Genomic DNA, 26,908 nt, shown 5'->3' with positions numbered 1-26,908 from the left:
CTCCAGCATGGAGCCTCTTTTATTTTTTAAAACTTATAGACAAAAGCATTAATATTCATTCCTGCTCCCACTGAAGCGAAAAGGACAACATCCCCCTTCTGAATCTTATGATGTTCCAGCTCATCCTGTAAAATCATGGTCAGCAAGGAAGGAATAGTAGCCACACTGCTGTTTCCCAGTTTTTGAATCACCATAGGCATTATATTTTCAGGAACCGGAATTCCATACAGCTGATAAAACCGGTTAACGATGGCTTCATCCATTTTTTCATTAGCCTGATGAATAATTATTTTATTCAACTGGCTGATAGAATATCCACTGCTGTCCAGGCATCTCTTCATGGCGTCCGGAACATTTACCAAAGCAAATTCATATATTTTTCTGCCATCCATTTTGATATATCTTGTATCCGGACAGCTTTCGTTGTTGTAAGATTTTCCAAAATACAGATAGTCTTTCTCTTCAAGCGTATAAGAAGCTGACAAATGAGCCTTTATACCGGAATCATCATCATTATTGACCTCCAAAACCGCTGCTCCCGCTCCGTCAGCATAGATCATGCTGTCTCTGTCATGGATATCCACCACCCGAGAAAGTGTTTCTGCACCAATCACCAGACATCTTTTTGCCATCCCGGATTTAATAAATGCATGAGCCTGAATTACGCCTTCAATCCAGCCAGGGCACCCAAACAGAACGTCATAGGCAACACAAAAATTATTTTTAATTCCCAATACATGTTTTACCCTTGCTGCAAGGCTTGGCACCGTATCAGACTGAACTGTCCCGAAACGCACATCTCCAAAATTATGCGCAAATATGATATAGTCTAAGGTTTCAGGATCTATGTCTGCATTTTCTATTGCGGAGCGGGCCGCTATAACGCCCAGATCCGAAGTAACCTGAGTGCTTTGGGCATATCTCCTTTCTTCAATCCCTGTGATCTTTTTTAATTTATCTGTAATAGAAGCATTATTTTCTTTTAGTAATACCCCTTGTTCATTAAGAAAAATATGTTGGTCAAAAAATAGATTGGTTATTGTTTCCGATGGGATGTAGTTACCTACCCCGATAATCTTTGTCATCACTTTAATGTTTAATTTCTTTGTATTATATATAAAAATACAAGAATAGTTTTAATAATATAATGAATGAACGTAAATATCTATCAATATAGTATGGAACAACGATGCATTGCATTATAAAAATGAAAAAATAAGGCCATAAAAAAGAGGTTTCCCAACGGAAACCTCTTCTGTATTTTCAAACCGAAAATTATACTTTCATAATTTCAGCCTCTTTTGTTTTAAGGTGCTCATCACAAAGCTTCACATATTTATCGGTATAAGTCTGAATTTCTTCTTCCACTCCTTTTACAACATCCTCAGAAACTCCTTCCAGCTTTTTAAGTTCTTTTAAACCGTCTTGTCTTGCATTTCTAACCGTTACTTTAGTCTGCTCAGCTTCTACTTTAGCCTGTTTTGCAAGCTCTTTTCTTCTTTCTTCTGTTAAAGGCGGAACATTCAGAATAATGTTTTCTCCGTTGTTAGAAGGTGCAAAACCTAAGTTGGAGTTAATGATTGCTTTTTCAATCGCATTAATGGCTGTTCTGTCCCAAGGTTGAATAGAGATTGTCATTGCATCCGGAACAGAAACATTCGCAACCTGGTTGATAGGAGTCATTGCTCCATAATATTCTACCATTACATCCTGAACCATTGCCGTAGAAGCACGTCCTGCTCTAATTCTTTGAAATGCGTGATCCAGGTGCTTTACAGCTGCATCCATGTCTTGTTTTACAGATTCTAATATAAGATCTAATTCTTCCATTATTATATTAAAGTTTGATAAATTACACATCTATTAATACGTTTAAAATCAGTTAAATAAAAAAACATCATTAATATCAAGTATGTTTTTACTGCTTTTAAACTAATTTTTATTATTCAGTGGTGCAAAAATAATGATTGTTTTCAAATAATAGCTATTTCCAACATGGATTTTGTGTACTTATCTTCTCTTTGGAAAAAGAAACTTGTTTTTTCAGTTAAAATCCAATTTAAAGCAAAAGCTTCCGGTAAAAATACCGATCCTAAATTTTGGTTATTTCTACTTAGTGTGATATCATTTTTAATAGCTTCCTTTACTCTATTCTTTTAAACGAAACATTGACAGATATTTTAAATGGAATGTTTACCAGAATAAACGGAAAGTCTTAGCGAAGACATTTCTTAATTAATTAAAAATCTAAAACTAATTTAAAACCAATCACATCATGACAAATCCATCTTTAGACGCCTATCAACAGGTTTTTGGTATGGCAGGTCTTGCCAACCGTGCAGGAGGCTACAACGGTTTGGGCATCCAGCTGCAGGAACAGCTTCAGTATGATCTATCATTTTATTTTAACAATGTTCCGCCAGTTAAAATAATGGGCCAGACGACACCTTCTACAGCAGACCCTTCTGTTCTTCCGGTATTAGGAAGCTGGGAACTTGTCTGGGGTCCTGCCCTGATCGAAGAAAAAGATAAAAAAGGGATTCCTACCGGTGTTGCAGACAATGCATTATATGTAGTAAAGTCTGAATCAGTTGCATTTCCTGGAGGGCCTACATTGCCTACCTACGTTGTGGCTATTGCAGCCACTAATCCTTCTTCACTGTACGATTGGGAAACAGAAGATTTCTCAGTTGCCGAAGTGGTAAACTGGACAACGTATAATCCTTCCAATTTCGCTCCATCGGCATATAATAATACAGACCCTTATATTTCAAAAGGGACAGCTACTGGTGTAAGCATCCTTTTAGAACTTATCAGCCCCAATAATGCAGCTTCTCCCAATACAACCCTGCAGCAATTTCTTGCAGGGTTACATCCGGAACCGGGAACAGCTATTATATTTTGCGGACACAGCCTGGCGGGAGCATTATCTCCTACCCTGGCTCTTTATCTCAAAGAAAATAAAGATCTGAATGCTTTCGGAGTAACGCTTGTTTACCCTACGGCAGGACCAACACCGGGAGAAGCAAAATTTGCCGATCTTTTCAACAGTAAATTCCCACCGCTGCCCCCGGGATGGCAGCAGCAGACAGGTACTTACCAAAGCTGGAATACGATGCATTGGAATGACCTTGATGTTGTACCTCATGCATGGACGGTATCAGAACTGGCGAAAATAGCCACTATATATGGCCAGGCTACTACAAATATGACAGCCTCCATACTAAAAGCTTTACAAAAAATGGCGATTAGTAATTCTTCCAGTTCAGGAGCCAGCTATACGAGAATACAAAACCAATCGCTACCGGGCCAGCTTCAGCACACAAGCAGCTCTTCGATTACCATCAAAACACCTCCTCAGACTTTACAGGACTACATGCTTCAGTTGTCCGTGCAGCATGTCGGGATGTATAACGGTATTCCTGCAGCAGGCACTAATCCGCCGGTAAACGGTCTTATTTTACCACAGCCATTACCCAAACCCGCTGTGAAGCTCGTACCGGGAGTAACTGCTGTAACTGAATTTGAAATGATCATGAAAATAATCAGTCAGATCATTGGGTGGATTTCTTCCCAGTATGTTTTGGTTGAAAAGGAAAATGCCGCGCAAAATGTGGAAGCAGACCAATAGGCATTAAAATTATTACAGAAAACAGAAACACCTGCAACGTTAATCGTTACAGGTGTTTCTTTATATTTTTTCAACTTCAATTGATTATAAATCAACCAAAGTTCCTACATTTTCTCCGTCTACAATTTTTTCCAGATTTCCATCTTTATTCATATCGAATACAATGATTGGCAATTTATTTTCGTGGCTCAAAGTAAAAGCAGTCATATCCATTACTTTAAGGTTTTTCTCAAATACTTCATCGAAAGATAATGAATTGTATTTTACAGCATCAGCATTTTTTTCAGGGTCGCTGTCATAGATTCCGTCTACTCTTGTGCCTTTTAAGATCACGTCAGCCCCTATTTCGATCGCTCTTAATGTAGCTGCCGTATCGGTAGTAAAGTAAGGGTTTCCTGTACCGGCACCGAAGATCACCACTCTGCCTTTTTCAAGATGTCTTACTGCTCTTCTTTTGATGAAAGGTTCAGCTACTTTATCCATTTCGATAGCAGACTGAAGTCTTGTCTTGATGCCTGCATCTTCCAATGCTCCCTGTAAAGCCATACCATTGATTACAGTGGCCAGCATTCCCATATAATCTCCCTGCACTCTGTCCATTCCTTTTGCAGCTCCTGCTACACCTCGGAAGATATTTCCTCCTCCAATCACGATCGCTACTTCACAGCCTTTTTCAACTACTTTTTTGATCTCAGATGCATATTCCTGCAGTCTTTCATTGTCAATACCGTACTGTCTGTTTCCCATTAAGGCCTCACCGCTTAGTTTCAGAAGGATTCTTTTATATTTCATCTTTTATTTTTAGTAACTTTTTATTAGTGTGGGTTTCCCCTGAATTTGATTTTGCAAATATAATCATTAATGATATTGATAAAAGAAAAATATTTAAATAGAAATAATGTAAGAAATATTTTGAAAAGTACGAAAAAGGATTATTTTTGCATTAATTATAAATTGAGTTGAAGAAAATTATCATTTTTTCATTATTTCTATCAGGAATTGTTTCTTATGCGCAAACAGGAACAAATGTATATCCGTTCTTAAATGTACCTGTATCTGCAAGACAGGCTGCTTTGGGTGGAGATGCAATTTCGGTAAGAGATTATGATGTTTCCTTTGCTATTGCAAACCCTGCCCTGCTAAATAAAGATTCAGACCAACAGCTTTCCGTCAACGCAACGGCTTACCTTGCTGACTCGAAATACGGTACTATTGCTTATGCCAAAGACTTTGAGAACGGCCATATGGCTACTATCAATGCAAGATATATGAGCTACGGGAGCATTCCGAGAACGGATGAAAGCGGTTTCGAAAACGGAGAATTTAAAGCTTCGGATGTGGCCATTGGTGCGGGCTATGCCTACCAGTTTGAGGAAGACTGGACAATTGGTGGAGGACTGAATTTCGTCACCTCAAAAATTGATAATTATACTTCTTCCGCCATTTCAGGAACAGCGGGAATCACCTATCATAATAAAAAGAACAAAGAAGTACTTTCTCTTGTCATGAGGAACTTTGGTTTCCAGCTCAAATCATTTAATGGAACGAGAGAAAATCTTCCTTTCAGAATCGATCTTGGATATACCAAAACAATCAAGAACTTCCCTCTTGCTATTACGATTACAGCTCACGATCTTCAGAAATTCGATATTTCTTCAGAATACAATCTGGATGGGCAGGAAGTGAAAACAGGGAGAAAAATTGCAGACCACTTTTCTTTGGGAGCAGAATTGTTTCCGGAAAAAAACTTCAATATCAGATTGGGCTATAATGTGAAAAGAGGAAATGAACTGGCTGTAGCAGATCAGAGAAACTTCTCCGGTCTTTCTGCAGGATTCGGAGTGAAAGTTTCCAGATTCCGTATAGATTATGCTCATGTAAGATATCACAACTCTTCCAATGTCAATCAAATAGGAATTTCCATGGATCTTTCCAGCCACAGAGGAGAGTAATCCATCTGTCTTAAATTTCTTAATTATTACGAAAATTTCATGCTCCCTCTTGATTTTTAAGAAAAAATCTTGAAATTTGCAGTATGAAAAAACCTGTAATTGCTATTGATGGGTACTCGTCTACCGGAAAAAGTTCTATCTCTAAAATCATTGCTGATCAGCTGGGACTTATTCATATGGACACAGGGGCTCTTTACAGAGGAGTTACCTGGTATGCATTGCAGCACTGCCTTAACACAAATGGTGAGATTGATCTGAATACATTATTCAATTCTTTTAACCACATCAAACTCGAATTCAAAAACAACGGAGGAACCCTTATTCTCTTCCTTAATGACACTGATATCTCTAAAGAAATCCGTACCAATATTGTCTCAGACAACGTAAGTCTTGTCGCCAAACAGAAAGAAGTAAGAGATTTCTTACTGCAGTCACAGCGCACTTTGGCAGAAAAAGGAGGCGTAATTATGGACGGGCGTGACATTGGGACAGTAGTTCTGCCAAATGCAGACTATAAATTCTTTCTTACTGCCAGCATTAACGAAAGGACCAACAGAAGATTTCTGGAGCTGAAAGGACTGGGAATTGAAGCAGATAAGGAGCAGGTAAAACAAAACCTGATAGAAAGAGACAAGATTGACAGTGAACGTGAAATAGCCCCATTGAAGCAGGCTGACGATGCGATTGTAATTGATAATTCCGAATTAACCAAAGAGGAAACCATAGATCTTATTTTATCTCACATTAAAAAGATTTAACAATTTTTAATAAGCATCATGCCTCCTTTGGTATACAAATTGTAAGTTTTATTACTGTAAAAACTAATTTATTATTAATTATTAAAAAACTTAAAATGTCTAGAAAAGGAAATAATACAGCAGGTATATTGGCAGGACTTCTTGCAGGTGCTGCGGCAGGTGTAATCTTAGGAATGTTATACGCACCGGAAGAAGGTAAAGAAACCAGAAAAAAAATTAAAGATAAAGCCAATGATCTTAAAGATCAGGCTAAAAACAAATACGGAGAGGTTTCTGAAAAAGTAAAAGACCAGTATGGCAATATTTCTTCTACTTTCAAGGAAACAGCAAGCAGCGTAGCACATACTGTGAAAGACGGATATGATAAATACAAGGATCAGATTGTTTCTAAAACTGCAGATTTGGCAAAAGATGTAGAAGCGGAACTAAATGATCTGAAAAAATAAGTAATTTATCTTTTTTAAGTAAATTACAGAAAGGAACTTTTGTGCAAAAGTTCCTTTTTTTGTAACTTTAAAAAAAAACAATGATAGAAACTATTAAAGAATACGCCTTCAAAAGAATAGATCTTCTGAAAATTGAAGCGACGGAAAAGTCGTCTCTTTCTGCCGGGCTCATTACTTACTTTGTAGTACTGCTTGTTGCTTTTGCTTTTTTTATTATCCTTTTCAATTTTGGAATTGCTTTCCTTATTGGTAAAGCGCTGGATAATTACTCTTATGGATTCTTAATTGTGGCGGCATTTTATGCCCTGATAATGGCATTTGTCGTTGCATTCAAAAATAAGATTGTCAATACTGTTGCAGATCAGGTAATTAAATTTTTAAATCATTAAACTATGGGCAGAAAATACGAGAGCATAGAAGAATTAAGGAGAAAGAAAAAACTGCTTCAGGGTGAAATAAGTGATCTTGAAAATCTTCTTACCTTCAAAAACACAAAAGAAAGCTTAAGTGCTTTTACCAATGGTTTAAGTGATCAGTACCTTCAGGAAAAGATAGATGAGGACGGTGATGAAAAAGTAGTTCTGAGAAAGGATATTATTGCAAAGCAGCTAACATCAGAGGTAAAAGATCTTCTGATCAGCAAAAATACAGCGGTAGGAATTGCAAGTTCGGCTTTCAAAAGCGGAAATATTACAGACAGTCTGGTAAAGCTGGGCGTTACTGCTATCGTAGGAAACTACGCCAAAAAGAATATGAAAAGCTCCAACTGGAAGAAAAAGCTGATTGGCGCTGCATTAATCTATCTTGCCCCCATAGCACTGAAATATGTGAGAAAAAAGATAGAGGTATATCAAAAGAATAAAAGTGTTTCAAGTCTGGAACAATTGATATAGAAATAAGATATTAGAAATCAGGCGCCGGATGCTATTCAGTAATATTTTACAATAATTCTAACTCCTGATTTCTAATTTTCTATTTTGAAAATAACTGTCCTAAAATAATCCCGGCAGCCATTGATACATTCAGGCTTTCTGTAGACTGGGATTTTCCAAACCTCGGAATACTGATACTTTTTTGCAGAAGCTTCTCGGTTTCCGGTCTCATGCCGTTCCCTTCATTTCCTAAAATAAGATTGATTTTTTCCGGCTTCTCGAAAGTGTAAATGTTTTCCCCTTCCATATCTGTTCCAATATTTACGTTTTCTGTTGCGGAAAGATATTCAACAAGATTGGTGTAGACTACATTTACTCTCGTAAAAGAGCCCATTGTAGCCTGAATCACTTTCGGGTTGTAAACATCTACGGTATCTTCACTGCAAATTATCTGCTCTATTCCGAACCAGTCGGCCAGGCGAATAATCGTTCCCAAATTTCCCGGATCCTGTATTCCATCCAGAACGAGCTGTATATTTTTATCTTTCGTTTTTTCATCCTCGGCAAGAAAACAGACCGCTACAGAATCTTTTGGAGTTTTAAGAAAACTAATTTTTTTTAATTCATTTTCAGAGATATGGGTCACAGGAATGTCAGTACGGTCCAATTTTTGTGGATCGGTTGACAATATTTCTTTAATTTTAATGTTAGAATTAAAAAGTTCACAAATGATTTTATTACCTTCAACCAAAAACAAATTGTATTTTTGTCTGAACTTCTTTTTATCTAAAGATTGTAAAACTTTTATTGTATGAGCTGTAAGCATTATAAGAATTCTCCTCAAAAATATTATAAAATTATCTCATTTGCAACATTTGTTGGTCTCCTTTATGCTTGTAGTACGACAAAAAAAGTTCCGGAAGGAGAATATCTGCTTACCAAGAACACTTTAGGGTTTGAGGATAAGAGACAATTTTTCGATGAGGAACTGAAGGATTATATTCAACAGAAGCCCAATAAAAAGCAATTTCTTTTCATGCCATTAAGTTTACTTCTTTATAATATGGCTGATCCGAAATATGACACGATACTTAATGAGTACATGACCTATCCCAGCGAGATGAGGAATCAGAAGCTGAGAGACTCTCTGTTCATTAAATATAATATGAAAAGCAGCGTAGGAAAAAGCCTTCTTGTTGATCGTCTGCTGCACAGCTGGGGGACAGCGCCGGTAATTCTTGATCAGTCAAGAAGTGAAAAAAGCGCTGAATCTATTAAGAAAAGACTTACCTACAGAGGATATTGGGATGCCGATGTAACCTTTAAGCATTCTCTGGATTCTGCTGCTAAAAAAGCGTCTGTAAGCTATTCTATCAAACATAACGAGCCTACCCGCATTAAGGATTATTTTTACAATATTCCGGATCAGGGGATCAAGGGATATTACAGTTCTTTTCTGAATAAAAGTCTGGTGAGGTCCGGACAGATTCTCGATCAAACCGTTCTTGAAAGAGAGGTAACAAGAATTACCGAGCAGATGAGGGAATTTGGATTTTACAGATTTAATGCTTTGAATGATGAAGTGTATTTCGTGGCAGATTCTCTTAAAAGCAGAAAACAGGTTCCTCTAACACTTGAGATCCATAAAGACTCTCTGGATACCCCTTATAAAATTGCCACTTTTGGAAACATTGATGTGGCCATTGTGGACGAACCCGGTGATTATCCCAAAAATACAAAGAAAGACAGCCTGAGAAGAATAAGGTTCCATACGATGAATGATAAATATAAAATTTCGTCTATATGGAGGGCTATTATTCCTGACAGTAAAAAGGTTTTTGACCAAACGAAACTGGATGTTACCAAGCGAAATCTTCTGGCGATGAACAACTTTAGCATCGTTAAGGCAAGAGACTCTCTGAGACAAGGCGGAATGACTTCACCTAATGACAGTATTGTGGACATTTTGTATGTTTTGAAACCACTTCCCAAATATGAGCTTAAACTAGGAACAGATATTAATTATTCGCAGATTCTGAATTTGGGAATCTCCCCTTCTGTGGATCTGACTACCCGAAATGTTTTCAGAGGGGCAGAAAACCTTTCTACCAGCCTTTCGGGAACATTTGGATCTATCAGAAGTACAAAAGATATTGATAAAAGAGTGGCTGCTTACGAAATATCCGCTCAGGCATCTTTGAATTTCCCGAGATTGCTGCTTCCTATTAATTATTATAAACTGATACCTAAACGATATACGCCTACTTCCTCTATTTTGCTGGGAGCATCCATACAGAATAATATTGGTTTGGGAAGGCTTATTTTTAATACCGGATTAAACTATCAGGCCAGCGTGAATGACCAGGTCTATCACAAACTTACGCTATTCAATACACAGGTCAGTCTGACTAAAAATAAGGATGCTTACTATGATTATTTCGTGAATGACGGAAAGGTGAAAGACGAGGTTTTCGGGAATTATTTTATGTTTAACCCCGAAACAGCACAAACCGGACAGGATTATAGAGACGGAAAGCTGAGTGTAGATGATGTTTCCAAAAGAATCATTGAGAACGATGCGTACCGGGCAAGTCTTAATCAGCAGGGAACGGATCTGTTAACAGCCTTCAGAGGAACTTTGGTGAACAAGGACAGACAAACCCAGGATGTTCTTATTTCTTCTATGATCTACAACTTTGTTTACAGTGAGATTGGTAAAAAAGAATACCCTAATGCATTTTACTTTAACGGAAAAGTTGAACTTGCCGGTAACATTTTAAGTCTATTCAATAAAAAAGATAATGGCGGAGGGGTTGTAAGCGGACCTCAAAAAACCATTTTCGGGTTACCGTATGCCCAGTTTGTGAAGTTTGATATAGATGCCAGAAAATATTTCAAGTTTAACGGAAATCAGACTTTAGTGCTTCGACAGTTCATTGGGGTAGGAATTCCGTATGGAAACTCTGAAGATATGCCGATCATTAAATCTTATTTCAATGGAGGCTCTAATGACATCAGAGCGTGGGTGGCCTATGGAGGCCTAGGTCCCGCAGATTCTCAGGTGGATGAAAGAGTGCGTACCTATATGACAGACAATGTAAAGCTTACCACCAATATTGAATACAGGATTCCGTTCAATAAAACTTATGAAGGAGCCCTGTTTACCGATATCGGAAATACCTGGAGCCTTAGAAACTATAATGACGGATACGGAGACGAATTTAAATTCAATAAATTCCTGAAACAGGTAGGTATCGGAAGCGGATTCGGATTACGACTGAATATTGCCTATGTAACGGCCAGAATTGATCTTGCTTATAAGATTTACGACCCGAATAAACCGGAGGGAGACCGATGGAGAGTTAAATATTTGCAGCCATTCAAACCTACCGTTAATATCGCGTTCGGATATCCTTTCTAATCCGGAGAAACGCCCAGAATAAAATATACTACAGCAATTACCCGGGCGAGGATTTCCCTCGTCTGGTTTCTGTAGAAACTTTCAGGTTTAGAGACATCCTGCGCATCAAATCCCAAGGCATTCATGTCATTATTTCTGGCAAAGAAAAGGGCTCTCAGATTGTGAAATCCCTGCGATACAATGATTACATTTTTCTTCTTATAAACATCTTTGCAGCGAAGAATACTTTTATAGGTATTAAAGCCTTTAGGATCTTCCAAAATAATATCTTCCGGCACCCCTTCCTGATTGATCAGATAATTTTTCATAGCCGCAGGTTCATTATAACCTTTACTCTTCTCCCCGCTTACAATAATTTTCTTGATCTTGCCATGATGGTAAAGAAGAGCCGCAGCATCCATTCTTTTGGTGAAATAAGGATTAGATTTTCCGGATCTCATTTTTGGAGATGTTCCCAGAACCAAGGCTATCTCTCTTGGCGGAATTTTTGAAATTTTGGTGTAAGTCCTTCCGTTGGTAAGCCCGAAAACCCACACATTGCAGAAGCATATCATCAGAATTCCCAATTCCAGTGATATCAGCCCCAGATTAAATATGTTCCGTATAATTCTCAACTAAGATCAAAGTTAAGCTTTATTTTCTTACTTTTCACAATAGACATGCAAGCCAAAATATGTCCCTGCTCTTCCTCTTTTTCGGTAAGATACTCATTCTCCAGGAGTTCTACCTCTCCTTCTTCCAAAGAACATTCGCAGCTTCCACAGATCCCGGATTTACATGAGTAAGGAAGCGGAAATTTTTGAATAAGCAGCTGCTGTAGAATCTTATCTTTATTATCCGGAAGATGCGTTATGTATTTTTTTCCCAGCATGGTAAATTCAACTTCAATATTTTGAATTAAAGGAAATTCTTTTTCAACAGGATAAATATCATCATTAAATTCTTCGAAAAGCTCAAAATGAATATTCTTTTTAGGAATTCCGTGATGATAGCAGGCATTAGCCAGAGTTTTGATCATTTCTCCTTTTCCACAAATCAGGACTTCATCCACAGCATCCCAAATGGTAGATTCCTCATCCGTGTCATCCAGATGCAGGATCTGATTGATAATGAGCGCCAGTTTCTTTTCATCAAGTCTTCCATAAAAAAACTGGTCTGCTGTTTTTTCCTGTGAGAAAAAATAAAATATCTGAAGCCTGTCCCCGCAGGTTCTGGCAAGAGTATCCAGCTGCTCGCGGTAAACCAGCTCATCTGAGCTTTTATTTCCAAAAAATAAAAACAGACGGGTTCTGGGTTCGTTGTGAAGAATATTTTTGAAGTGACTCAAAATGGGTGTAATCCCTATACCAGCAGCAAAGGCAACAATGGTCCTGAATTCGCTGGGTTTAGATACAATGGTAAACCTTCCGGCAGGCTCACTTACCCACAGTTCGTCACCTGTATGATAATTCTGAAATAACTGAGAAGCAGCTCCATCAGGAGAATTTACCTTTATTCCTAAACCTATTTTACCTTCATAAGGTGCTGAAGTCATTGAATAATCATTAATAACCTCTTTTCCATGTGACTGAAACTGTATACTGACGAACTGCCCTGCCTCAAACCTGAAATTTTCTTTTACATTTCCGGGAATTTCAAACTCCAGAGAAAAAGTATTTTTGGTCAGCTCTTCCTTTTTCGCTATTTTTAACCGATGAAACTGTATCAGTTTCCCTTTATAGATTTGTTGTTTCATAACTTCAATTCAAAAATAGATAAAAAATAATTTATGAAGAAGATAATTTTATCCACGTTACTTCTTACTGCGCTGTACAGCTGTAAAAAAGAAGTTCAGAACACTGAAAACGCTACAGCTGCAGATTCTCTTTCTGTATCTCAAACGACAGAAAATGAAGGAAATACAGTTCTTCCCAAAGAGCTATCTCCCGAAAATGTAAGCCAGCATCTGGCAAAAAATAATGATACCTTATATGTTACCAATTTCTTTGCAACCTGGTGTGGTCCTTGTATGAGAGAGATTCCAAGTTTTAAGAGTAAAATGGAGGAATTGAAGGGCAAACCGGTAAAATTCACCTTCGTCAATCTTGATGATAAGGCAGAATGGGCGGGTGCCGTTAAAAATTTTGCTGCTGAAAATAAATTGGGAAGCAGTATTATTTTACTGGACGGACAAAAATTAGATCAAAATTTCTTTCATAACAACTTCAAACAATGGGACGGAGGTTCTATTCCTTTTACTTTTATGAGAAAAGGGGATAAAACCGATGAATACCTGGGAATGATGACAGAAGATGTACTGAATTCAAAAATAAATTCTTTTCTACAATAAGAATAGACTGAACTCTTTCTGAATCATGTCAAAAAGATTTAAAATCCTGTGTTTATTATTTGTGATTGCCATTATTGTAAGCGCTGTCATTAATCTGAACACGGGATTTTTAAGTTTACACTTCCAGGATTTTTTTCAGGACTCTGCTCATAGCCAGATTGCCGAAATCCGTATCAACCGTGTTCTGGTGATGATACTGGCCGGAATTTCAATTCCTACCTCAGGTTTTCTGATGCAGGAATATTTCCAAAACCCGTTAGCAGGCCCTGATATACTGGGAATTACATCGGTTGCGAGTCTCTCGGTTGCTTTTTATATTTTCTTTTCCCATACTATTCTTCTTCCTGAATTTCTGCAGAACAGTTTTCTCAGCTTATCTGCTATTGGAGGCAGTGTATTGTTAATGCTGATACTGCTGTCCATGTCAAACAGATTTCAGGACAAGTCTTATCTTATTATTTTCGGTTTTTTGGTGTCAGCTTTTGCAGGAGCCATCGTATCTCTTCTTCAGTTTTATGCTGAAAATCAAAGTCTGAAGAACTATATTTTATGGTCGTTTGGAGCGAATAATATGGTAACGAGGAACCAGATTTACATCCTGTTTATTTTAGTTTTAGTGGGAATGGCAATCTGTTTCAGAGCGATAAAGCCGCTTATTGGAAACTCTCTGGGCAATTCCTATGCCCAAAGTTTAGGGGTTAATCTGCACCGGTTAAAACTTTTAATCATTGTTGCCTCTTCTATCCTTTCGGCTTCTGTTACTGCATTTTTAGGTCCAATTTTATTTATTGGAATTATTGTTCCTCATTTCTGCAGACTGGTTTATAACCCATCCAAATTATGGCAGCAATGGATTCTTAATATGCTGTTAGGAATGCTGATCATGTTGTTCTTCTCTGTGATGGCAGAAAAAACACAGATACCATTGAACGTGATAAGCTCTGTATTCGGAATTCCTGTGATTCTGATGATGCTTTTGAAACAGAATAAAGTTTAAAATACAATGATTAATAAATGAATTATTAATATAAAGCTCCTGAGATTATAAAGGTCAGGCAGGTTTTGAGAATAGATTCTTAACTTACTTCATTAAATAAAAGAGGAAATATTCGTAATGTGTCATTCCGAAGGAATCCGCAGAGATGTTTTCAGTATGACTTATTAAACAAGACTTATCTTACTATAAATAAAGCAATGAAGATTAGAATAACACAAAAACAATTAATTACTGCACACATCATTTTGTTTGTCGCAAGTTTTGCAATCCTGGAGTATTCAAAAATGTTTCGAATGAATCAGAAATTACATTGGGTTTATTCTTGGGGCCATAATTGGTGGATTTTTTTTGCACTACCTTCTGCTTTTTGGGGTTCTATTATCTTAGGTAGCTACACTTTATGGAAAGTCAAAAAAAATAAATTCTTATATTTATTTTTAAGTTTTCTACCAATTCTGTTATTTATAATCCTTTTCTTATTTTAGTTATGCACCTACAGATCAAACAGGCTCATATCGGCTACAAAACTACTTTAATCTCCAATGCTAATGCAGATTTAAAGCTTGGGGATGTATGCCTGCTGATTGGTAATAATGGGGTTGGAAAAACAACATTAATCAAATCTATTCTGCATCAGATCCCTTTATTGAAAGGAGAAATTACAATTAATGGAAAAAATGTAAAAAGTCTTTCCGTAAAGGAAATTGCGGAAAATATTGCTATTGTCTTTTCAAAATCGGTTATCCCGCAGCATTATACGGTTGAAGATCTTATTTCTCTGGGAAAGTATATCTACTACCCTTTTTATTTTGAGTTAAAAAAAGAAGACCGTGAAGAAGTTGCCCATATTATTGAGAAACTGGATCTGGCTCAATACAGATATACGCTTTTGAAAAACCTGTCAGACGGAAACCTCCAGAAAGCATTTATCGGGCGTGCTATTACTCAAAACTCACCTATCATTATCTTGGATGAACCTACCACCCATCTGGATGAAAAAAACAAAATCATTATCCTTAAAACCTTAAGAAAGCTGGCAAAAGAACAGAACAAACTTATCCTGTTCTCGTCCCACGACTGGCGGCTGGCCAAAGAATTCGCGGATAAAATATGGTATGTAAAGGAAAATCATCTGTATTCAGGAATTGTGGAGGATATTTTGCTGCAGCATGATGAACTTACCAATGCATCCTTATTTCAGATCAGCGAGACCTTTATTGCGCCTTTTATCGCTGCACCGCAGTTTCACAAGGAAATGCTGTATTCTCTGCTTCAAAAAAACTTCCAAAAAGACTTGTCTGACCTTAATTTTGAGTTTCAGAGTCCATTTTGGGTAATTACTAAAGATTCCGCTACTTACCAATGTGAATCTTTTGAAGAAATTATCAATTTAGTTACAAACATTCATTAATACACGTTTTTCTTTGATTAATTCACATACTATGCATGCATAGTATTATGCTAATCATACAATTTAATCCGTTTATTTACAGCCTATTAACAAAATTTAACGTTAATAAATATTATGCATGCATAATATTTATTAAATTTGGGTAAAACCATTGGCGAAAAAATGATGGATAATAATAAGGAAAAAATAGAAAACGTAGATTTAATTTTAAAGCAGACCTGGTTGGCTGTCTCTAAAATGTACACAGAACTAGCGCAGGAACATGATTCCACGGCGGTACAGGCACTCACACTTCTTAAAATTGATCCCAAAGAAGGAACACGAAGTACCAACCTCGGTCCGAAGATGGCTATTGAACCCACTTCATTAACGAGAATTATCAAACTTCTGGAAGATAACGGGTATATCTATAAGGAAAAGACAACCACTGATAAAAGAGAGGTTATCATTAAGCTTACCGATAAAGGATTAAACTCCAGAAATATGTCTAAGGAAGTCGTTGTGAACTTCAACAAAAAGGTCATGGAAAAAATAGCTCCGGAAAAACTGGAAACTTTTAAGGACGTAATGACCGAAATCATGAAAATTGCCAACGAATTATTGAATAACAGAAAGTAAATTATGATGAACCTCCGGGTTTGTATAATCTTATTAAAAATAAAAATTTACATATGAAAAGAAGAATCAAACATGTAACGGTTCTTGGTTCAGGAATTATGGGAAGCGGTATCGCAGCTCACTTCGCCAATATCGGTGTGGAAGTATCACTCTTGGATATTGTTCCTTTTGAACTTACTGAAGCTGAACAGAAAAAAGGTTTGACCAAAGATGACAAGGTAGTAAGAAACAGAATTGCTTCCGAAAACTTTGAAAAACTTAAAAAAGCAAGTCCTGCACTTCTTTATTCTCCAAAGTTTGCAGACAGAATTACAATCGGAAATTTCGATGATGATTTGCCGAAAATAAAAAATACAGACTGGATTATTGAGGTAGTAGTAGAAAGACTTGACATCAAAAAGTCCGTATACGAAAAGATTGAACAGTTCAGAAAACCGGGAACATTGATTTCTTCTAATACATCCGGGATTCCTATTCATCTGCTTACAGAAGGAAGAAGCGAGGATTTCAGAAAATACTTCGCGGGTACACACTTCTTCAACCCGGTAAGGTATCTTCCTCTCTTAGAGATCATCCCTACTAACGATACAGATCCTGAAATTATTGATTTCTATATGAATTACGGAGCTAAATTCTTAGGTAAAACCACAGTTTTGGCCAAAGATACTCCAGCTTTCATCGCCAACAGAATTGGTGTGTTTTCTATGATGGATCTTCTTCACAATGTACAGAAATTAGGTCTTACTGTTTCTGATGTTGATAAATTAACAGGTCCGGTAATCGGCCGTCCAAAATCTGCTACGTTCAGAACCGCTGACGTTGTAGGTCTTGATACTTTGGTAATGGTAGCGAACGGAGTCCGTCAAAGCGGTGCGGAAGCGAATGATTTCAATGACGTATTTGCCCTTCCGGATTATATCCAGAAAATGATGGATAATAAATGGTTAGGTTCAAAAACAGAGCAAGGTTTCTATAAAAAAGTGAAAAACGCAGACGGAAAATCTGAAATTCACGGATTAAATCTTGATACTCTGGAGTATGAGCTTCAAGGAAAATCATCCTTCCCTACTCTGGAATTAACAAAATCTATTGACAAGCCAATTGACCGATTCAAAGTTCTGATTGGCGGTAAAGATAAAGCAGGCGAATTATACAGAAAATCTTTAGGAGCATTATTCGCTTATGTTTCTCACAAAGTTCCTGAAATCTCTGACGAAGTTTATAAAATTGATGATGCTATGAGAGCAGGTTTCGGATGGGAAAACGGTCCGTTTGAAATCTGGGATGCTGTAGGGGTTCAGAAAGGTATTGAACTGGCTAAAGATGCCGGATACGAAGTTTCTGACTGGGTTAAAAATGTAGAAACGTTTTACAAAGTTAACGATGAAGGGCAAAGCATTTACGTTGATAAAAATTCAGGAGAATACAGCAAAATTCCTGGTCAGGATGCTTTCATCATCTTAGACAATATCAGAAAAAACAAGACGCTTTGGAGCAATTCAGGGGCAGCGATTGAAGATTTAGGAGATGGTATCATCAACTTCGAGATCCGTTCCAAAATGAACTCTCTTGGAGGCGAAGTTCTTGACGGATTAAACAGAGCCATTGATCTGGCGGAAAAAGAATATGACGGATTAGTAGTTGGTAACCAAGGTGCTAACTTCTCTGTAGGTGCCAACCTGGCGATGATCCTTATGATGGCTATTGAGCAGGATTGGGATGATCTGAATATGGCGATCGCTTACTTCCAGAAATCTATGATGAGAGTACGTTACTCTTCTATTCCTGTAGTAGTTGCTCCTCACGGAATGACTTTAGGTGGAGGATGTGAAATGACCATGCATGCAGATCGAGTGGTTGCAGCGGCAGAAACTTATATCGGTCTTGTAGAAACCGGTGTTGGGGTAATCCCTGGCGGTGGAGGTACTAAAGAATTAACCTTAAGAACTTCCAGAGAATTCCACAACGATGATGTTAAAAATAACAGACTTCGTGATGCTTTCATGAACATTGCCATGGGTAAAGTAGCTACTTCGGCTTATGAAGCTTACGACATGGGAATCCTTGAAAAAGGGAAAGACATTGTTTCCGTAAGCAAAAACAGACAGATTGCTGAAGCTAAAAAAGTAGCAAAACTATTAGCAGAACAAGGATATACCCAGCCAATTGAGCAAAAAGTAAAAGTTCTTGGTAAAGATGCATTAGGAATGTTCTATGTAGGAACAGACCAGATGCTAACCGGAAAATACATCTCTGAACACGATAAGAAAATTGCAGATAAACTGGCTAATGTAATGGTAGGAGGAAACCTTTCTGAACCAACAGTAGTAACAGAACAGTATCTATTGAACCTTGAAAGAGAAACTTTCCTTCAGCTTTGTGGAGAAAGAAAAACGCTGGAGAGAATTCAGTATATGTTGCAAAATGGAAAACCATTAAGAAACTAACGGGAAGCTCCGTAGGAGCGAACTGTTAATAGCATGAATAATTTAAAAAATTGGAAAGCCTCGTAGAGGCGGCCTGTTAATGTATGGCAAATACCTACACTCAGATTTATATTCAAATTGTTTTCGCTGTAAAAGGAAGACAAAATCTGATTTCAAGAGAAAACAGAGAGGAATTACATCAGTTTATAACGGGTATTGTTTCCAATAGAAACCAAAAATTATTCGCAGTTTTTGCAATGCCAGACCATGTACATATTCTTGTAAGTATGAATCCGACACTTGCGGTTTCAGATTTAGTAAGAGATATTAAAGCGGGTTCTTCAAAATTCATCAACGAAAAAGGATGGGTAAATGGAAAATTCAATTGGCAGGAAGGGTACGGAGCTTTTTCTTATTCTAAAAGCAGTGTTGATTCTGTTGTAAAATATATTTTAAATCAGGAAGAACATCATAAAAAGAAAACTTTTAGAGAAGAATATCTGGATTTTATGTCAAAATTTGAGATAGAATATGATCCAAAATATTTATTTGAATGGATTCATGATTAACAGATCGCTCCTACGGAGCTCCACAAAAAGCAAAAACAAAGATTTATGAACAGTTTACCTCTACGAGGCAAAAATTCTTAAAACAATTTAATTAAACAAAAAAATGAAAACAGCATACATAGTAAAAGGGTTCAGAACTGCCGTTGGAAAAGCTCCAAAAGGAAGTTTAAGATTTACAAGACCTGATGTAATGGCAGCTACTGTTATTGAAAAATTAATGGCAGAGCTACCACAATTAGATAAAAACAGAATTGATGACCTTATTGTAGGAAATGCAATGCCGGAAGCTGAGCAGGGGCTGAACGTTGCACGTCTGATCTCTTTGATGGGATTAAATACCGATAAAGTTCCGGGAGTAACGGTGAACAGATACTGTGCTTCAGGAAGTGAAGCAATTGCTATTGCTTCAGCAAAAATCCAGGCTGGTATGGCAGACTGTATCATTGCGGGTGGTACAGAATCTATGTCCTATATCCCAATGGGAGGTTATAAGCCGGTTCCTGAAACAGATATCGCAAAAACAAACCCGGATTATTACTGGGGAATGGGGTACACTGCGGAAGAAGTTGCTAAACAATATAATATTACCAGAGAAGAACAGGATCAGTTTGCTTTTGAATCCCATATGAAAGCTTTAAAAGCAAACCAGGAAGGAAAATTTGCCAATCAGATTGTTCCGATTCCTGTAGAATATAACTTCCTGGACGAAAATCAGAAACTGCAGACTAAGAAATTTGATTTTTCTGTAGATGAAGGTCCAAGAGCCGATACTTCTTTAGCAGGATTGGCAAAATTAAGACCTGTATTTGCCAATGGAGGAAGCGTAACCGCAGGAAACTCTTCTCAGATGAGTGACGGAGCGGCTTTCGTAATGGTAATGAGTGAAGAAATGGTAAAAGAATTAGGATTGCAGCCTGAAGCTAGATTAGTGGCTTATGCTGCAGCCGGATTGGAGCCTAGAATTATGGGAATGGGACCTATTTATGCTATTCCGAAAGCTTTGAAACAGGCAGGTTTAGAATTGAAAGATATCGAATTGATCGAGCTTAACGAAGCTTTCGCCTCCCAATCAGTTGCCATCAAAAAAGAATTAGGCTTAAATCCTGACATCTTAAACGTAAACGGAGGAGCTATCGCTCTTGGACACCCGCTTGGATGTACAGGAACCAAACTAACAGTACAGCTTCTTGATGAAATGAGAAGACGTGGCAACAAATACGGAATGGTTTCTATGTGTGTAGGAACCGGCCAGGGAGCGGCTTCTATTTTTGAACTACTTTAAATAGAGATTTTAATAAAAAAGACAAAGAGATCATAGACAGATCGAAAATAGACCACAATAATCTATCATCTATTCGTCTGTTATCAGAATGTCTAAAAAAAATTTAAAAAAACAAAATAATATATGGCTACATTAAAAGGCGGGGAATTCCTGATCAAACAGATTCCTGCAAACGAAATTTTCAGTATTGAAGAACTGAATGAAGAACAAAAGATGCTTCGTGATTCTGCGAAGGAATTTATAGATAGAGAAGTAGTTCCTCAAAGAGAACGTTTTGAGAAGAAAGATTATGCATTTACTGAAGAGACCATGCGTAAACTGGGAGAAATGGGAATGCTGGGAATCGCGGTTCCTGAAGAATACGGAGGTCTTGGAATGGGCTTTGTGACTACCATGCTTGCGTGCGACTACCTTTCCGGAACTACAGGTTCACTGGCTACGGCCTATGGGGCGCACACCGGTATCGGTACGCTTCCGATCGTTCTTTACGGAACGGAAGAGCAGAAGAAAAAATACCTTCCGGATTTGGCAACAGGAACAAAATTCGGAGCTTACTGCCTGACAGAGCCGGATGCTGGTTCTGACGCGAATTCAGGAAAGACAAAAGCAAAACTTTCCGAAGACGGAAAGCATTATATCATTAACGGACAGAAAATGTGGATCTCCAATGCAGGATTTGCAGATACATTTACATTATTCGCTAAAATTGATGATGATAAAAATATCACAGGATTTGTTATCAACAGATCTGAACTTGAAAACCCTGAAAGCTTAACTTTCGGAGAGGAAGAGCACAAACTGGGTATCCGTGCTTCTTCTACCCGTCAGGTTTTCTTCAATGATATGAAGATTCCTGTAGAAAATCTTTTAGGAGAAAGAAACAATGGTTTCAAGATCGCTTTAAATGCATTGAACGTAGGCCGTATCAAATTGGCTGCAGCTTGTCTTGATGCACAGAGAAGAATTTTAAACCACTCTATTCAGTACTCTAACGAAAGAAAACAATTTGGGGTTTCTATTGCTACTTTCGGAGCGATCAGAAAGAAAATTGCTGAAATGGCAACCGGAGTTTTCGTAAGTGAAGCAGGTTCTTACAGAGCGGCTAAAAACGTTCAGGATAAAATTGATGAGTTAGTAGCAGGCGGATTAAGCCATCAGGAAGCAGAATTAAAAGGGGTTGAAGAATTCGCTGTAGAATGCTCCATTCTTAAAGTGTTCGTTTCAGACCTGGCTCAGCACACCGCAGACGAAGGAATTCAGGTGTACGGAGGAATGGGATTCTCTGAAGACACTCCTATGGAAGCAGCATGGAGAGATTCAAGAATTTCAAGAATCTATGAAGGTACCAACGAAATCAACAGATTATTAGCCGTTGGAATGTTGATTAAGAGAGCGATGAAAGGTGAACTGGACCTTTTATCTCCTGCAATGGCCATAAGCAAAGAATTGATGGGTATTCCTTCATTTGAAGTTCCTGATTATTCAGAATTCATGAGTGAAGAAAAAGCAATTATTGCCAATCTTAAGAAAGTATTCTTAATGGTTTCCGGAGCGGCTCTTCAGAAATACATGATGGATATAGAGAAACAGCAGCATTTATTACTTAACGCATCTGAAATCCTTAATCAGATCTATATGGCAGAATCTGCAGTACTAAGAGCAGAGAAACACTTCTCTCCTGAATCTGTGGAAGCAGCTATGGCTCAGCTCAACCTTTATAAAGCAGTGGAGAAAATCATTACTGCAGCTAAAGAAGGAATCGTTTCTTTTGCTGAAGGAGATGAGCAGAGAATGATGCTTTCAGGACTGAGAAGATTTACGAAATATACCAACCATCCGAATGTAGTAGCGCTTACTGAAAAAGTTGCCGCTCACTATATTGAAAAAGGAGCTTATTAGTCTTAATAACATAAATTTGATTCAGCGTCTCAGTTTTTGAGACGCTTTTTGTTTTCCGGGATGTTATATTGTGATGACCATTGAATTTACGGACATTCAATGGCTTTATTCAAATAAAATTATTATTTTTATTTAAAATTAAATAACACATGAAAATTATATTATTTCCCCTGCTCCTTATATCAGCTGCATTGACAGCACAAAAAAGAGAAAAGTTACTTCCGTTTCCTAAAGCAGATACGGCAAAAATTCAGAATAAAGACCGGTTTAAAAATTTTGAACTGACTTCAGCACGCCAACAGAAAAGCCTTTATAAAATGCTGGTAAAAACACCTGATGACAGCATTATCTATCTTGCGCTGAAAGAACCTTCAGGAGATCATTCACAATACAAAATTTTAAACGCTGTTACTCCAGACAAAATCCAGGTGGATCCTAAAAAACTAATACCATAAAAATAATCAAAACACCAAACTCAAAACTATTACCATGGGAAAATTCATCATCTCTAAAAGAACAAACGGAGACTTTCAGTTTAATCTCAAAGCAGGAAACGGACAGGTGATCTTAACCAGTCAGGGTTACAGTACCAAGCCTTCCTGCGAAAGCGGAATCGGATCTGTAAAAACCAACGCTCAGGACGATTCGAAATTCGAAAGAAATACAGCCAGTGACGGCAGATGTTATTTTAATCTTAAAGCAGGAAACGGGCAGATTATAGGAACGAGCCAGATGTATGAATCTGACAACGGTATGGAAAATGGTATAGAATCTGTAAAAAACAATGCTCCACACGCTCCTGTGGAGGATGAAAGCGGCTCATAAAATCATCTGAAATAATTTGAATAAAAATGCCTTAGTTTTTAAGGCATTTTCTATTTTTGTATTCTATTTTTCATTAGAAATGACAAAAGAAGAATTACTGAATAAAGCAATCAAAATAGCCGATAAGGCTCATAAAGGACAAACCGATAAATACCATGCTCCATACATTGGCCACGTAATGCGGGTGATGAATTATGGTAAAACGCTGGACGAAAAAATTGTAGGCGTACTGCATGATGTAGTGGAAGATCATCCACAGGAGTTTAGCCTGGATTATTTAAGGGCTGAAGGGTTTCCTGAATATATTATTTTTGCCATCAGCTGTCTTACGAAATTTGATCCGGAAGAAGATTATGATGAATTTATAAAAAGAACAGAAAGATCCCTCCTTTCCGTTGCTGTAAAACTGAATGACCTACGTGACAATATGGACCTCAGAAGAGTAAACAGAGAACTTACTCCCAAAGACATCAAAAGATTCAACAAATACCTGAAAGCCTATCGTTATCTGATAGAGAAATATTAATCCGCACCCGGGAAATCGTAAGTCTTCGTGTGATGGTCTGTACCGTCAATATTGATGTTTAACGCAAGGTAAATAAAATGTAAATTTTTGTTTCCTTTGGCTTCAAATTCACGCTGCCACAGATATCCGCTGACAATACCGAAATAATCGTCAATCTGATAGCCAAAACCGCCATAAACTCTGTTTCTGGCGAAAGCAGGCTTCATCGGAGATACAAAGAACACTTCGTCATAGGCATTGGCGAAGACAGTTCCTTTTTTGATGGTTTTGGAATTTAAAGGAACACTTATGTTCAGACGGTACCGGTAACGCATTCTCTGTGAAGTCTGATCTGTTTTAGGCTCATAAAACCAGCTTTTTTCAGCACGGAAACGGTTTTCAAACTTTACAATTCCTTTCTTAACATCAATAACGTCCTGCAGCCATACCCTGAACTCCTCTCTGCTTAAGCTGTGGTCTTTATAATTCACATATCTTCCAAGCCCCACGAAAGGTTTATGGTTCTTGGTAAGATTATATCCTAAACCTCCTTTTATCTCATAATAATCCGGGTAGGTGTAATCTTCATTACCACGAAGCTGCCCTTCCGCATAAAGGAAAAATTTCGGATGAAACTTATAGGTCAGAGTCACTGCATTGAAGCTGGAGATATGTTCCTGTGCTTTAAAAAAAGAAATTCCAAGTAGTAAACCTAAGCCTATAAGACGTTTCATAAAAAATTTTTGCAAATGTAAATTTTTTAACAATTTGTTAATATTAACTTTTATTCATATCAAATTAACATCTACTTAATATTAATTGTATAAGAAAACCCAATGTGGAACCACCTTTGCGGCATGGCTACCCCAAATGCTTCCGTATATCGGGTATTGGTAATATTGTTAATGAGCACATATACAGAATAGTCTTTTTTAGCGAAACTCAGTTTTTCATCGAGCAGATTATAGCTTCCCAGGTTCACCCTTTCATTATATCGGTAAACAAGCTCATTGGTGAAGTTTTTCAGGAATTTCAGCTCTAATTTAGACACCAGCTGATGCTTCAGATTGTCCAGAATATATCTTGATACAAAACCGTTCTTTTCTTCATATTTGCTGTCGATATAGGTATATCCCACCGTGTATTTAAGCCATTCCGCGGGCCTGTGGCTCCACTCTGCTTCAATCCCTCTGGTTTTAATATCTCCTACATTTTCTGCAAACCAGATCTTATCATTGATATCTTTTTTTACCCAGTCAATCGAATTGCGGGAATTTCTTAAAAACCCGCTTACTTTAGCTGCAATTTTACTATCCTGATACTGATATCCCACCTCTGATGATAATGCGTTTTCCGGGCGCAGATCCGGATTTCCCTGTTCCGTTTTACTGATATAGTACAAATCCGTGAAAGTAGGAATACGGTGCACTTTTGCGATATTTCCGTATACTTTATGATTAGGATTGAAGTTGTATCCTACATCAAGCCCCGGGTAAAAGAAATTTCCCTCTTTAGAATAATTGGCCCATGAAATTCCAGGGCTGATATTCAGTTTTTTATCCAGCAATGAAAAATGATGTTCAAAGAAAACCTGAGACACAAAACGGTTTCTGTCCCCCAGATTGCTACTCGCTAAGAATTCTTTTCTCAGTTCAACACCAATTCCGGTTGTTCCCAATCCCCACTGGTAGCTGGAATTCACTTCTCCACCCACATTATTTCCGATGTGCATATTTCGGTAGAAATCAGGGTTCCATCTGTCGTAGAGATACATATCCTGCCCTCTTCTCCAGTATACATTAGAATTAAGTTTAAGCTTTCCGAAAGTCTGCTGGTGTGCCACACTTACGATAGAAGCCTGCGTTTCCTCATATTGCTTAGTTGCAGCGCTGGAAGCGTAGAAGCCATTAGCCCCGAATTTCTTTTCAGAAAAACCCGCCTGCACTCTTACATCTCCGTTTTTGATGTTCAGTTTTCCCTGATAAAATACATTCCTGATCTCATAATCTGTATTGAACATGTATCCCTCTGAAGAAGCAGAATTCGCCTGAAGAGAGTTGGTGAATTTTTCGTTTCCTATCTGAGCATTGAATCCGAGTCCATAAGTACTGTAATCGCCGCCGTCTGCGCTGATCTTTACTTTTTTACCCGGGACGGTTTTGGTAATGATATTGATAACACCGGCATAAGCATTCTGTCCGAAACGTCTGGCAGCAGGTCCTTTTATAACTTCTATTCTTTCTACGTCATCCAGATCTACAGGAATGTTCATATTGTTGTGCCCCGTCTGGGAATCATTCATCCTGATTCCGTTCAGCAGCAGAAGAACCTGTTCAAAAGAACTTCCACGAAAACTGATATCACTCTGCACCCCGTTAGAACCTCTCCTTCTGATATCCATTCCGGGTACCTGCTGAAGAATTTCATCAATACTTTTAGCCGGAGAATTTACAATATCTTCCCTGGTAATCACACTGATGTTCTGATTGGCACTTTTATAAGGTGTGGAGATAAATTTTCCCTGAAATTCAATGCTTTCAATATCCGTTGTCTTTTCCTGTGCATTTACCCAAAGCAAAGATCCCAGAAAAAAAGCACTTCCTATCTTTTTGATCATAATCGTTTCCGTAGTTTTTTTAACAGAGTCCAAAAGTAAGGGAGTTCACCAAGACAGGCAAATGATAGTTGTCATAAAAAAAGATGCAGCATAAGCTGCATCTGTTTGTGAGGGAGTAATTCTATCTTTTTCTCATTAAATGTGTAACTAGATCTCTGAATAATTTTCTCATTTCTATATTACATATTTACGGGTACAATTTTAAATAATTTTACAACATAAAACAATACTTAATTAAAAAAACACAATGTATTTTTGAAAGCCATGTAAAATCCTGTAAAATAAGCAGTACAACAATAATAAGTCCACAAAAATGATTTACTACCATGTTTTCTTCGGGTTAATATTTC

26 protein-coding genes are annotated in these 26,908 nt (G+C 37.6%); 18 read left to right on the top strand and 8 right to left on the bottom strand.

Annotated features, from left to right (window positions below; genetic code table 11):
• Positions 1–26: 26 nt before the first annotated feature.
• Both BLW74_RS08010 and frr read right to left on the bottom strand, forming a co-directional pair.
• Positions 27–1,088 carry a 3-oxoacyl-ACP synthase III family protein gene (locus BLW74_RS08010; protein ID WP_089691397.1) on the bottom strand — a complete coding sequence of 354 codons (1,062 nt, stop codon included), beginning with the start codon at positions 1,086–1,088 and terminating at the stop codon, positions 27–29.
• 187 nt (positions 1,089–1,275) lie between these two features.
• Complete coding sequence (frr, locus tag BLW74_RS08005; RefSeq protein WP_089691394.1) at positions 1,276–1,830, bottom strand: ribosome recycling factor; 555 nt, start codon at positions 1,828–1,830, stop codon at positions 1,276–1,278.
• A gap of 445 nt (positions 1,831–2,275) precedes the next feature.
• Between frr and BLW74_RS08000 the strand changes: the two genes are divergently transcribed.
• Positions 2,276–3,631 carry a lipase family protein gene (locus BLW74_RS08000; protein WP_089691391.1) on the top strand — a complete coding sequence of 452 codons (1,356 nt, stop codon included), beginning with the start codon at positions 2,276–2,278 and terminating at the stop codon, positions 3,629–3,631.
• 84 nt (positions 3,632–3,715) lie between these two features.
• On the opposite strand, the gene pyrH is transcribed toward BLW74_RS08000, so the two are convergent.
• Complete coding sequence (pyrH, locus tag BLW74_RS07995; RefSeq protein WP_089691388.1) at positions 3,716–4,423, bottom strand: UMP kinase; 708 nt, start codon at positions 4,421–4,423, stop codon at positions 3,716–3,718.
• Positions 4,424–4,590: 167 nt separating this feature from the next.
• Between pyrH and porQ the strand changes: the two genes are divergently transcribed.
• The 5 genes from porQ (at position 4,591) to BLW74_RS07970 (ending at position 7,680) form a co-directional block, all read left to right on the top strand.
• Entirely contained in the window at positions 4,591–5,583 is a 993-nt protein-coding gene (gene porQ, locus BLW74_RS07990; protein ID WP_089691385.1) for a type IX secretion system protein PorQ, read from the top strand.
• An 83-nt stretch (positions 5,584–5,666) separates the two neighbouring features.
• On the top strand, positions 5,667–6,341 hold the full coding sequence (gene cmk, locus BLW74_RS07985) for a (d)CMP kinase (RefSeq protein ID WP_089691382.1): 675 nt from the start codon (positions 5,667–5,669) through the stop codon (positions 6,339–6,341).
• Between the two features lie 95 nt (positions 6,342–6,436).
• Positions 6,437–6,787 (top strand): YtxH domain-containing protein, encoded by a 351-nt coding sequence (locus BLW74_RS07980; RefSeq protein WP_047375131.1) that lies wholly within the window; start codon positions 6,437–6,439, stop codon positions 6,785–6,787.
• Positions 6,788–6,867: 80 nt separating this feature from the next.
• Positions 6,868–7,176: a phage holin family protein gene (locus BLW74_RS07975; protein ID WP_089691379.1), complete on the top strand. Its 309-nt coding sequence runs from the start codon at positions 6,868–6,870 to the stop codon at positions 7,174–7,176.
• A 3-nt stretch (positions 7,177–7,179) separates the two neighbouring features.
• A complete protein-coding gene (locus tag BLW74_RS07970; RefSeq protein ID WP_089691377.1) occupies positions 7,180–7,680 on the top strand; it encodes a phosphoribosyl-ATP pyrophosphatase in 501 nt (166 codons plus the stop codon).
• Positions 7,681–7,759: 79 nt separating this feature from the next.
• Here the strand turns inward: BLW74_RS07970 and BLW74_RS07965 are convergent, their stop codons facing one another.
• Positions 7,760–8,485 (bottom strand): TrmH family RNA methyltransferase, encoded by a 726-nt coding sequence (locus BLW74_RS07965; RefSeq protein ID WP_089691374.1) that lies wholly within the window; start codon positions 8,483–8,485, stop codon positions 7,760–7,762.
• On the opposite strand from BLW74_RS07965, the gene tamL reads away from it, so the two are divergent.
• The gene (gene tamL / locus BLW74_RS07960; RefSeq protein WP_089691371.1) at positions 8,471–11,080 is read left to right on the top strand and encodes a translocation and assembly module lipoprotein TamL; all 2,610 of its coding nucleotides are present in this window, start codon (positions 8,471–8,473) and stop codon (positions 11,078–11,080) included. The two genes, BLW74_RS07965 and tamL, sit on opposite strands and share 15 nt — an antisense overlap.
• On the opposite strand, the gene BLW74_RS07955 is transcribed toward tamL, so the two are convergent.
• Positions 11,077–11,634 (bottom strand): SanA/YdcF family protein, encoded by a 558-nt coding sequence (locus BLW74_RS07955; protein WP_376749778.1) that lies wholly within the window; start codon positions 11,632–11,634, stop codon positions 11,077–11,079. The genes tamL and BLW74_RS07955 overlap by 4 nt on opposite strands.
• Positions 11,635–11,690: 56 nt before the next feature.
• Complete coding sequence (locus BLW74_RS07950) at positions 11,691–12,815, bottom strand: ferredoxin--NADP reductase (RefSeq protein ID WP_089691365.1); 1,125 nt, start codon at positions 12,813–12,815, stop codon at positions 11,691–11,693.
• Between the two features lie 33 nt (positions 12,816–12,848).
• On the opposite strand from BLW74_RS07950, the gene BLW74_RS07945 reads away from it, so the two are divergent.
• From BLW74_RS07945 to BLW74_RS07890, 11 genes are all read left to right on the top strand, one after another.
• The gene (locus tag BLW74_RS07945; protein ID WP_089691362.1) at positions 12,849–13,409 is read left to right on the top strand and encodes a TlpA family protein disulfide reductase; all 561 of its coding nucleotides are present in this window, start codon (positions 12,849–12,851) and stop codon (positions 13,407–13,409) included.
• Positions 13,410–13,434: 25 nt separating this feature from the next.
• Positions 13,435–14,406 carry a FecCD family ABC transporter permease gene (locus BLW74_RS07940; protein ID WP_185116344.1) on the top strand — a complete coding sequence of 324 codons (972 nt, stop codon included), beginning with the start codon at positions 13,435–13,437 and terminating at the stop codon, positions 14,404–14,406.
• Between the two features lie 487 nt (positions 14,407–14,893).
• Positions 14,894–15,817 carry an ABC transporter ATP-binding protein gene (locus tag BLW74_RS07930; protein WP_089691353.1) on the top strand — a complete coding sequence of 308 codons (924 nt, stop codon included), beginning with the start codon at positions 14,894–14,896 and terminating at the stop codon, positions 15,815–15,817.
• A 165-nt stretch (positions 15,818–15,982) separates the two neighbouring features.
• Positions 15,983–16,435: a MarR family winged helix-turn-helix transcriptional regulator gene (locus tag BLW74_RS07925; RefSeq protein WP_089692581.1), complete on the top strand. Its 453-nt coding sequence runs from the start codon at positions 15,983–15,985 to the stop codon at positions 16,433–16,435.
• 53 nt (positions 16,436–16,488) lie between these two features.
• Positions 16,489–18,882 (top strand): 3-hydroxyacyl-CoA dehydrogenase/enoyl-CoA hydratase family protein, encoded by a 2,394-nt coding sequence (locus BLW74_RS07920; RefSeq protein ID WP_089691350.1) that lies wholly within the window; start codon positions 16,489–16,491, stop codon positions 18,880–18,882.
• An 83-nt stretch (positions 18,883–18,965) separates the two neighbouring features.
• The gene (gene tnpA, locus BLW74_RS07915; protein ID WP_089691347.1) at positions 18,966–19,430 is read left to right on the top strand and encodes an IS200/IS605 family transposase; all 465 of its coding nucleotides are present in this window, start codon (positions 18,966–18,968) and stop codon (positions 19,428–19,430) included.
• Between the two features lie 103 nt (positions 19,431–19,533).
• Positions 19,534–20,712 (top strand): acetyl-CoA C-acyltransferase, encoded by a 1,179-nt coding sequence (locus BLW74_RS07910; protein WP_089691344.1) that lies wholly within the window; start codon positions 19,534–19,536, stop codon positions 20,710–20,712.
• Between the two features lie 123 nt (positions 20,713–20,835).
• Entirely contained in the window at positions 20,836–22,611 is a 1,776-nt protein-coding gene (locus BLW74_RS07905; RefSeq protein ID WP_089691341.1) for an acyl-CoA dehydrogenase family protein, read from the top strand.
• A 149-nt stretch (positions 22,612–22,760) separates the two neighbouring features.
• On the top strand, positions 22,761–23,066 hold the full coding sequence (locus BLW74_RS07900) for a hypothetical protein (RefSeq protein WP_089691337.1): 306 nt from the start codon (positions 22,761–22,763) through the stop codon (positions 23,064–23,066).
• 34 nt (positions 23,067–23,100) lie between these two features.
• Positions 23,101–23,436, top strand: coding sequence for a YegP family protein (locus tag BLW74_RS07895; RefSeq protein ID WP_089691334.1), 336 nt, complete (start codon positions 23,101–23,103; stop codon positions 23,434–23,436).
• 79 nt (positions 23,437–23,515) lie between these two features.
• Complete coding sequence (locus tag BLW74_RS07890) at positions 23,516–23,962, top strand: phosphohydrolase (RefSeq protein ID WP_089691331.1); 447 nt, start codon at positions 23,516–23,518, stop codon at positions 23,960–23,962.
• On the opposite strand, the gene BLW74_RS07885 is transcribed toward BLW74_RS07890, so the two are convergent.
• Both BLW74_RS07885 and BLW74_RS07880 read right to left on the bottom strand, forming a co-directional pair.
• The gene (locus BLW74_RS07885; RefSeq protein WP_089691329.1) at positions 23,959–24,675 is read right to left on the bottom strand and encodes a DUF2490 domain-containing protein; all 717 of its coding nucleotides are present in this window, start codon (positions 24,673–24,675) and stop codon (positions 23,959–23,961) included. The two genes, BLW74_RS07890 and BLW74_RS07885, sit on opposite strands and share 4 nt — an antisense overlap.
• A gap of 71 nt (positions 24,676–24,746) precedes the next feature.
• Complete coding sequence (locus BLW74_RS07880; RefSeq protein WP_089692580.1) at positions 24,747–26,558, bottom strand: TonB-dependent receptor plug domain-containing protein; 1,812 nt, start codon at positions 26,556–26,558, stop codon at positions 24,747–24,749.
• Between the last annotated feature and the right edge of the window lie 350 nt (positions 26,559–26,908).

The sequence above is a fragment of the Chryseobacterium culicis genome (genome assembly GCF_900108365.1).
Classification (GTDB): domain Bacteria; phylum Bacteroidota; class Bacteroidia; order Flavobacteriales; family Weeksellaceae; genus Chryseobacterium; species Chryseobacterium culicis.
This window is presented reverse-complemented; position numbering and strand designations above follow the sequence as displayed.

Excerpts from the sequence above, each read along its gene's own strand:
- frr (WP_089691394.1), bottom strand. The coding sequence starts at position 1,830 with ATGGAAGAATTAGATCTTATATTAGAATCTGTAAAACAAGACATGGAT.
- BLW74_RS08000 (WP_089691391.1), top strand. The coding sequence starts at position 2,276 with ATGACAAATCCATCTTTAGACGCCTATCAACAGGTTTTTGGTATGGCA.
- pyrH (WP_089691388.1), bottom strand. The coding sequence starts at position 4,423 with ATGAAATATAAAAGAATCCTTCTGAAACTAAGCGGTGAGGCCTTAATG.
- cmk (WP_089691382.1), top strand. The coding sequence starts at position 5,667 with ATGAAAAAACCTGTAATTGCTATTGATGGGTACTCGTCTACCGGAAAA.
- BLW74_RS07980 (WP_047375131.1), top strand. The coding sequence starts at position 6,437 with ATGTCTAGAAAAGGAAATAATACAGCAGGTATATTGGCAGGACTTCTT.
- BLW74_RS07975 (WP_089691379.1), top strand. The coding sequence starts at position 6,868 with ATGATAGAAACTATTAAAGAATACGCCTTCAAAAGAATAGATCTTCTG.
- BLW74_RS07970 (WP_089691377.1), top strand. The coding sequence starts at position 7,180 with ATGGGCAGAAAATACGAGAGCATAGAAGAATTAAGGAGAAAGAAAAAA.
- tamL (WP_089691371.1), top strand. The coding sequence starts at position 8,471 with ATGAGCTGTAAGCATTATAAGAATTCTCCTCAAAAATATTATAAAATT.
- BLW74_RS07965 (WP_089691374.1), bottom strand. The coding sequence starts at position 8,485 with ATGCTTACAGCTCATACAATAAAAGTTTTACAATCTTTAGATAAAAAG.
- BLW74_RS07955 (WP_376749778.1), bottom strand. The coding sequence starts at position 11,634 with ATGATATGCTTCTGCAATGTGTGGGTTTTCGGGCTTACCAACGGAAGG.
- BLW74_RS07950 (WP_089691365.1), bottom strand. The coding sequence starts at position 12,815 with ATGAAACAACAAATCTATAAAGGGAAACTGATACAGTTTCATCGGTTA.
- BLW74_RS07945 (WP_089691362.1), top strand. The coding sequence starts at position 12,849 with ATGAAGAAGATAATTTTATCCACGTTACTTCTTACTGCGCTGTACAGC.
- BLW74_RS07940 (WP_185116344.1), top strand. The coding sequence starts at position 13,435 with ATGTCAAAAAGATTTAAAATCCTGTGTTTATTATTTGTGATTGCCATT.
- BLW74_RS07930 (WP_089691353.1), top strand. The coding sequence starts at position 14,894 with ATGCACCTACAGATCAAACAGGCTCATATCGGCTACAAAACTACTTTA.
- BLW74_RS07925 (WP_089692581.1), top strand. The coding sequence starts at position 15,983 with ATGGATAATAATAAGGAAAAAATAGAAAACGTAGATTTAATTTTAAAG.
- BLW74_RS07920 (WP_089691350.1), top strand. The coding sequence starts at position 16,489 with ATGAAAAGAAGAATCAAACATGTAACGGTTCTTGGTTCAGGAATTATG.
- tnpA (WP_089691347.1), top strand. The coding sequence starts at position 18,966 with ATGGCAAATACCTACACTCAGATTTATATTCAAATTGTTTTCGCTGTA.
- BLW74_RS07910 (WP_089691344.1), top strand. The coding sequence starts at position 19,534 with ATGAAAACAGCATACATAGTAAAAGGGTTCAGAACTGCCGTTGGAAAA.
- BLW74_RS07905 (WP_089691341.1), top strand. The coding sequence starts at position 20,836 with ATGGCTACATTAAAAGGCGGGGAATTCCTGATCAAACAGATTCCTGCA.
- BLW74_RS07900 (WP_089691337.1), top strand. The coding sequence starts at position 22,761 with ATGAAAATTATATTATTTCCCCTGCTCCTTATATCAGCTGCATTGACA.
- BLW74_RS07895 (WP_089691334.1), top strand. The coding sequence starts at position 23,101 with ATGGGAAAATTCATCATCTCTAAAAGAACAAACGGAGACTTTCAGTTT.
- BLW74_RS07890 (WP_089691331.1), top strand. The coding sequence starts at position 23,516 with ATGACAAAAGAAGAATTACTGAATAAAGCAATCAAAATAGCCGATAAG.
- BLW74_RS07885 (WP_089691329.1), bottom strand. The coding sequence starts at position 24,675 with ATGAAACGTCTTATAGGCTTAGGTTTACTACTTGGAATTTCTTTTTTT.
- BLW74_RS07880 (WP_089692580.1), bottom strand. The coding sequence starts at position 26,558 with ATGATCAAAAAGATAGGAAGTGCTTTTTTTCTGGGATCTTTGCTTTGG.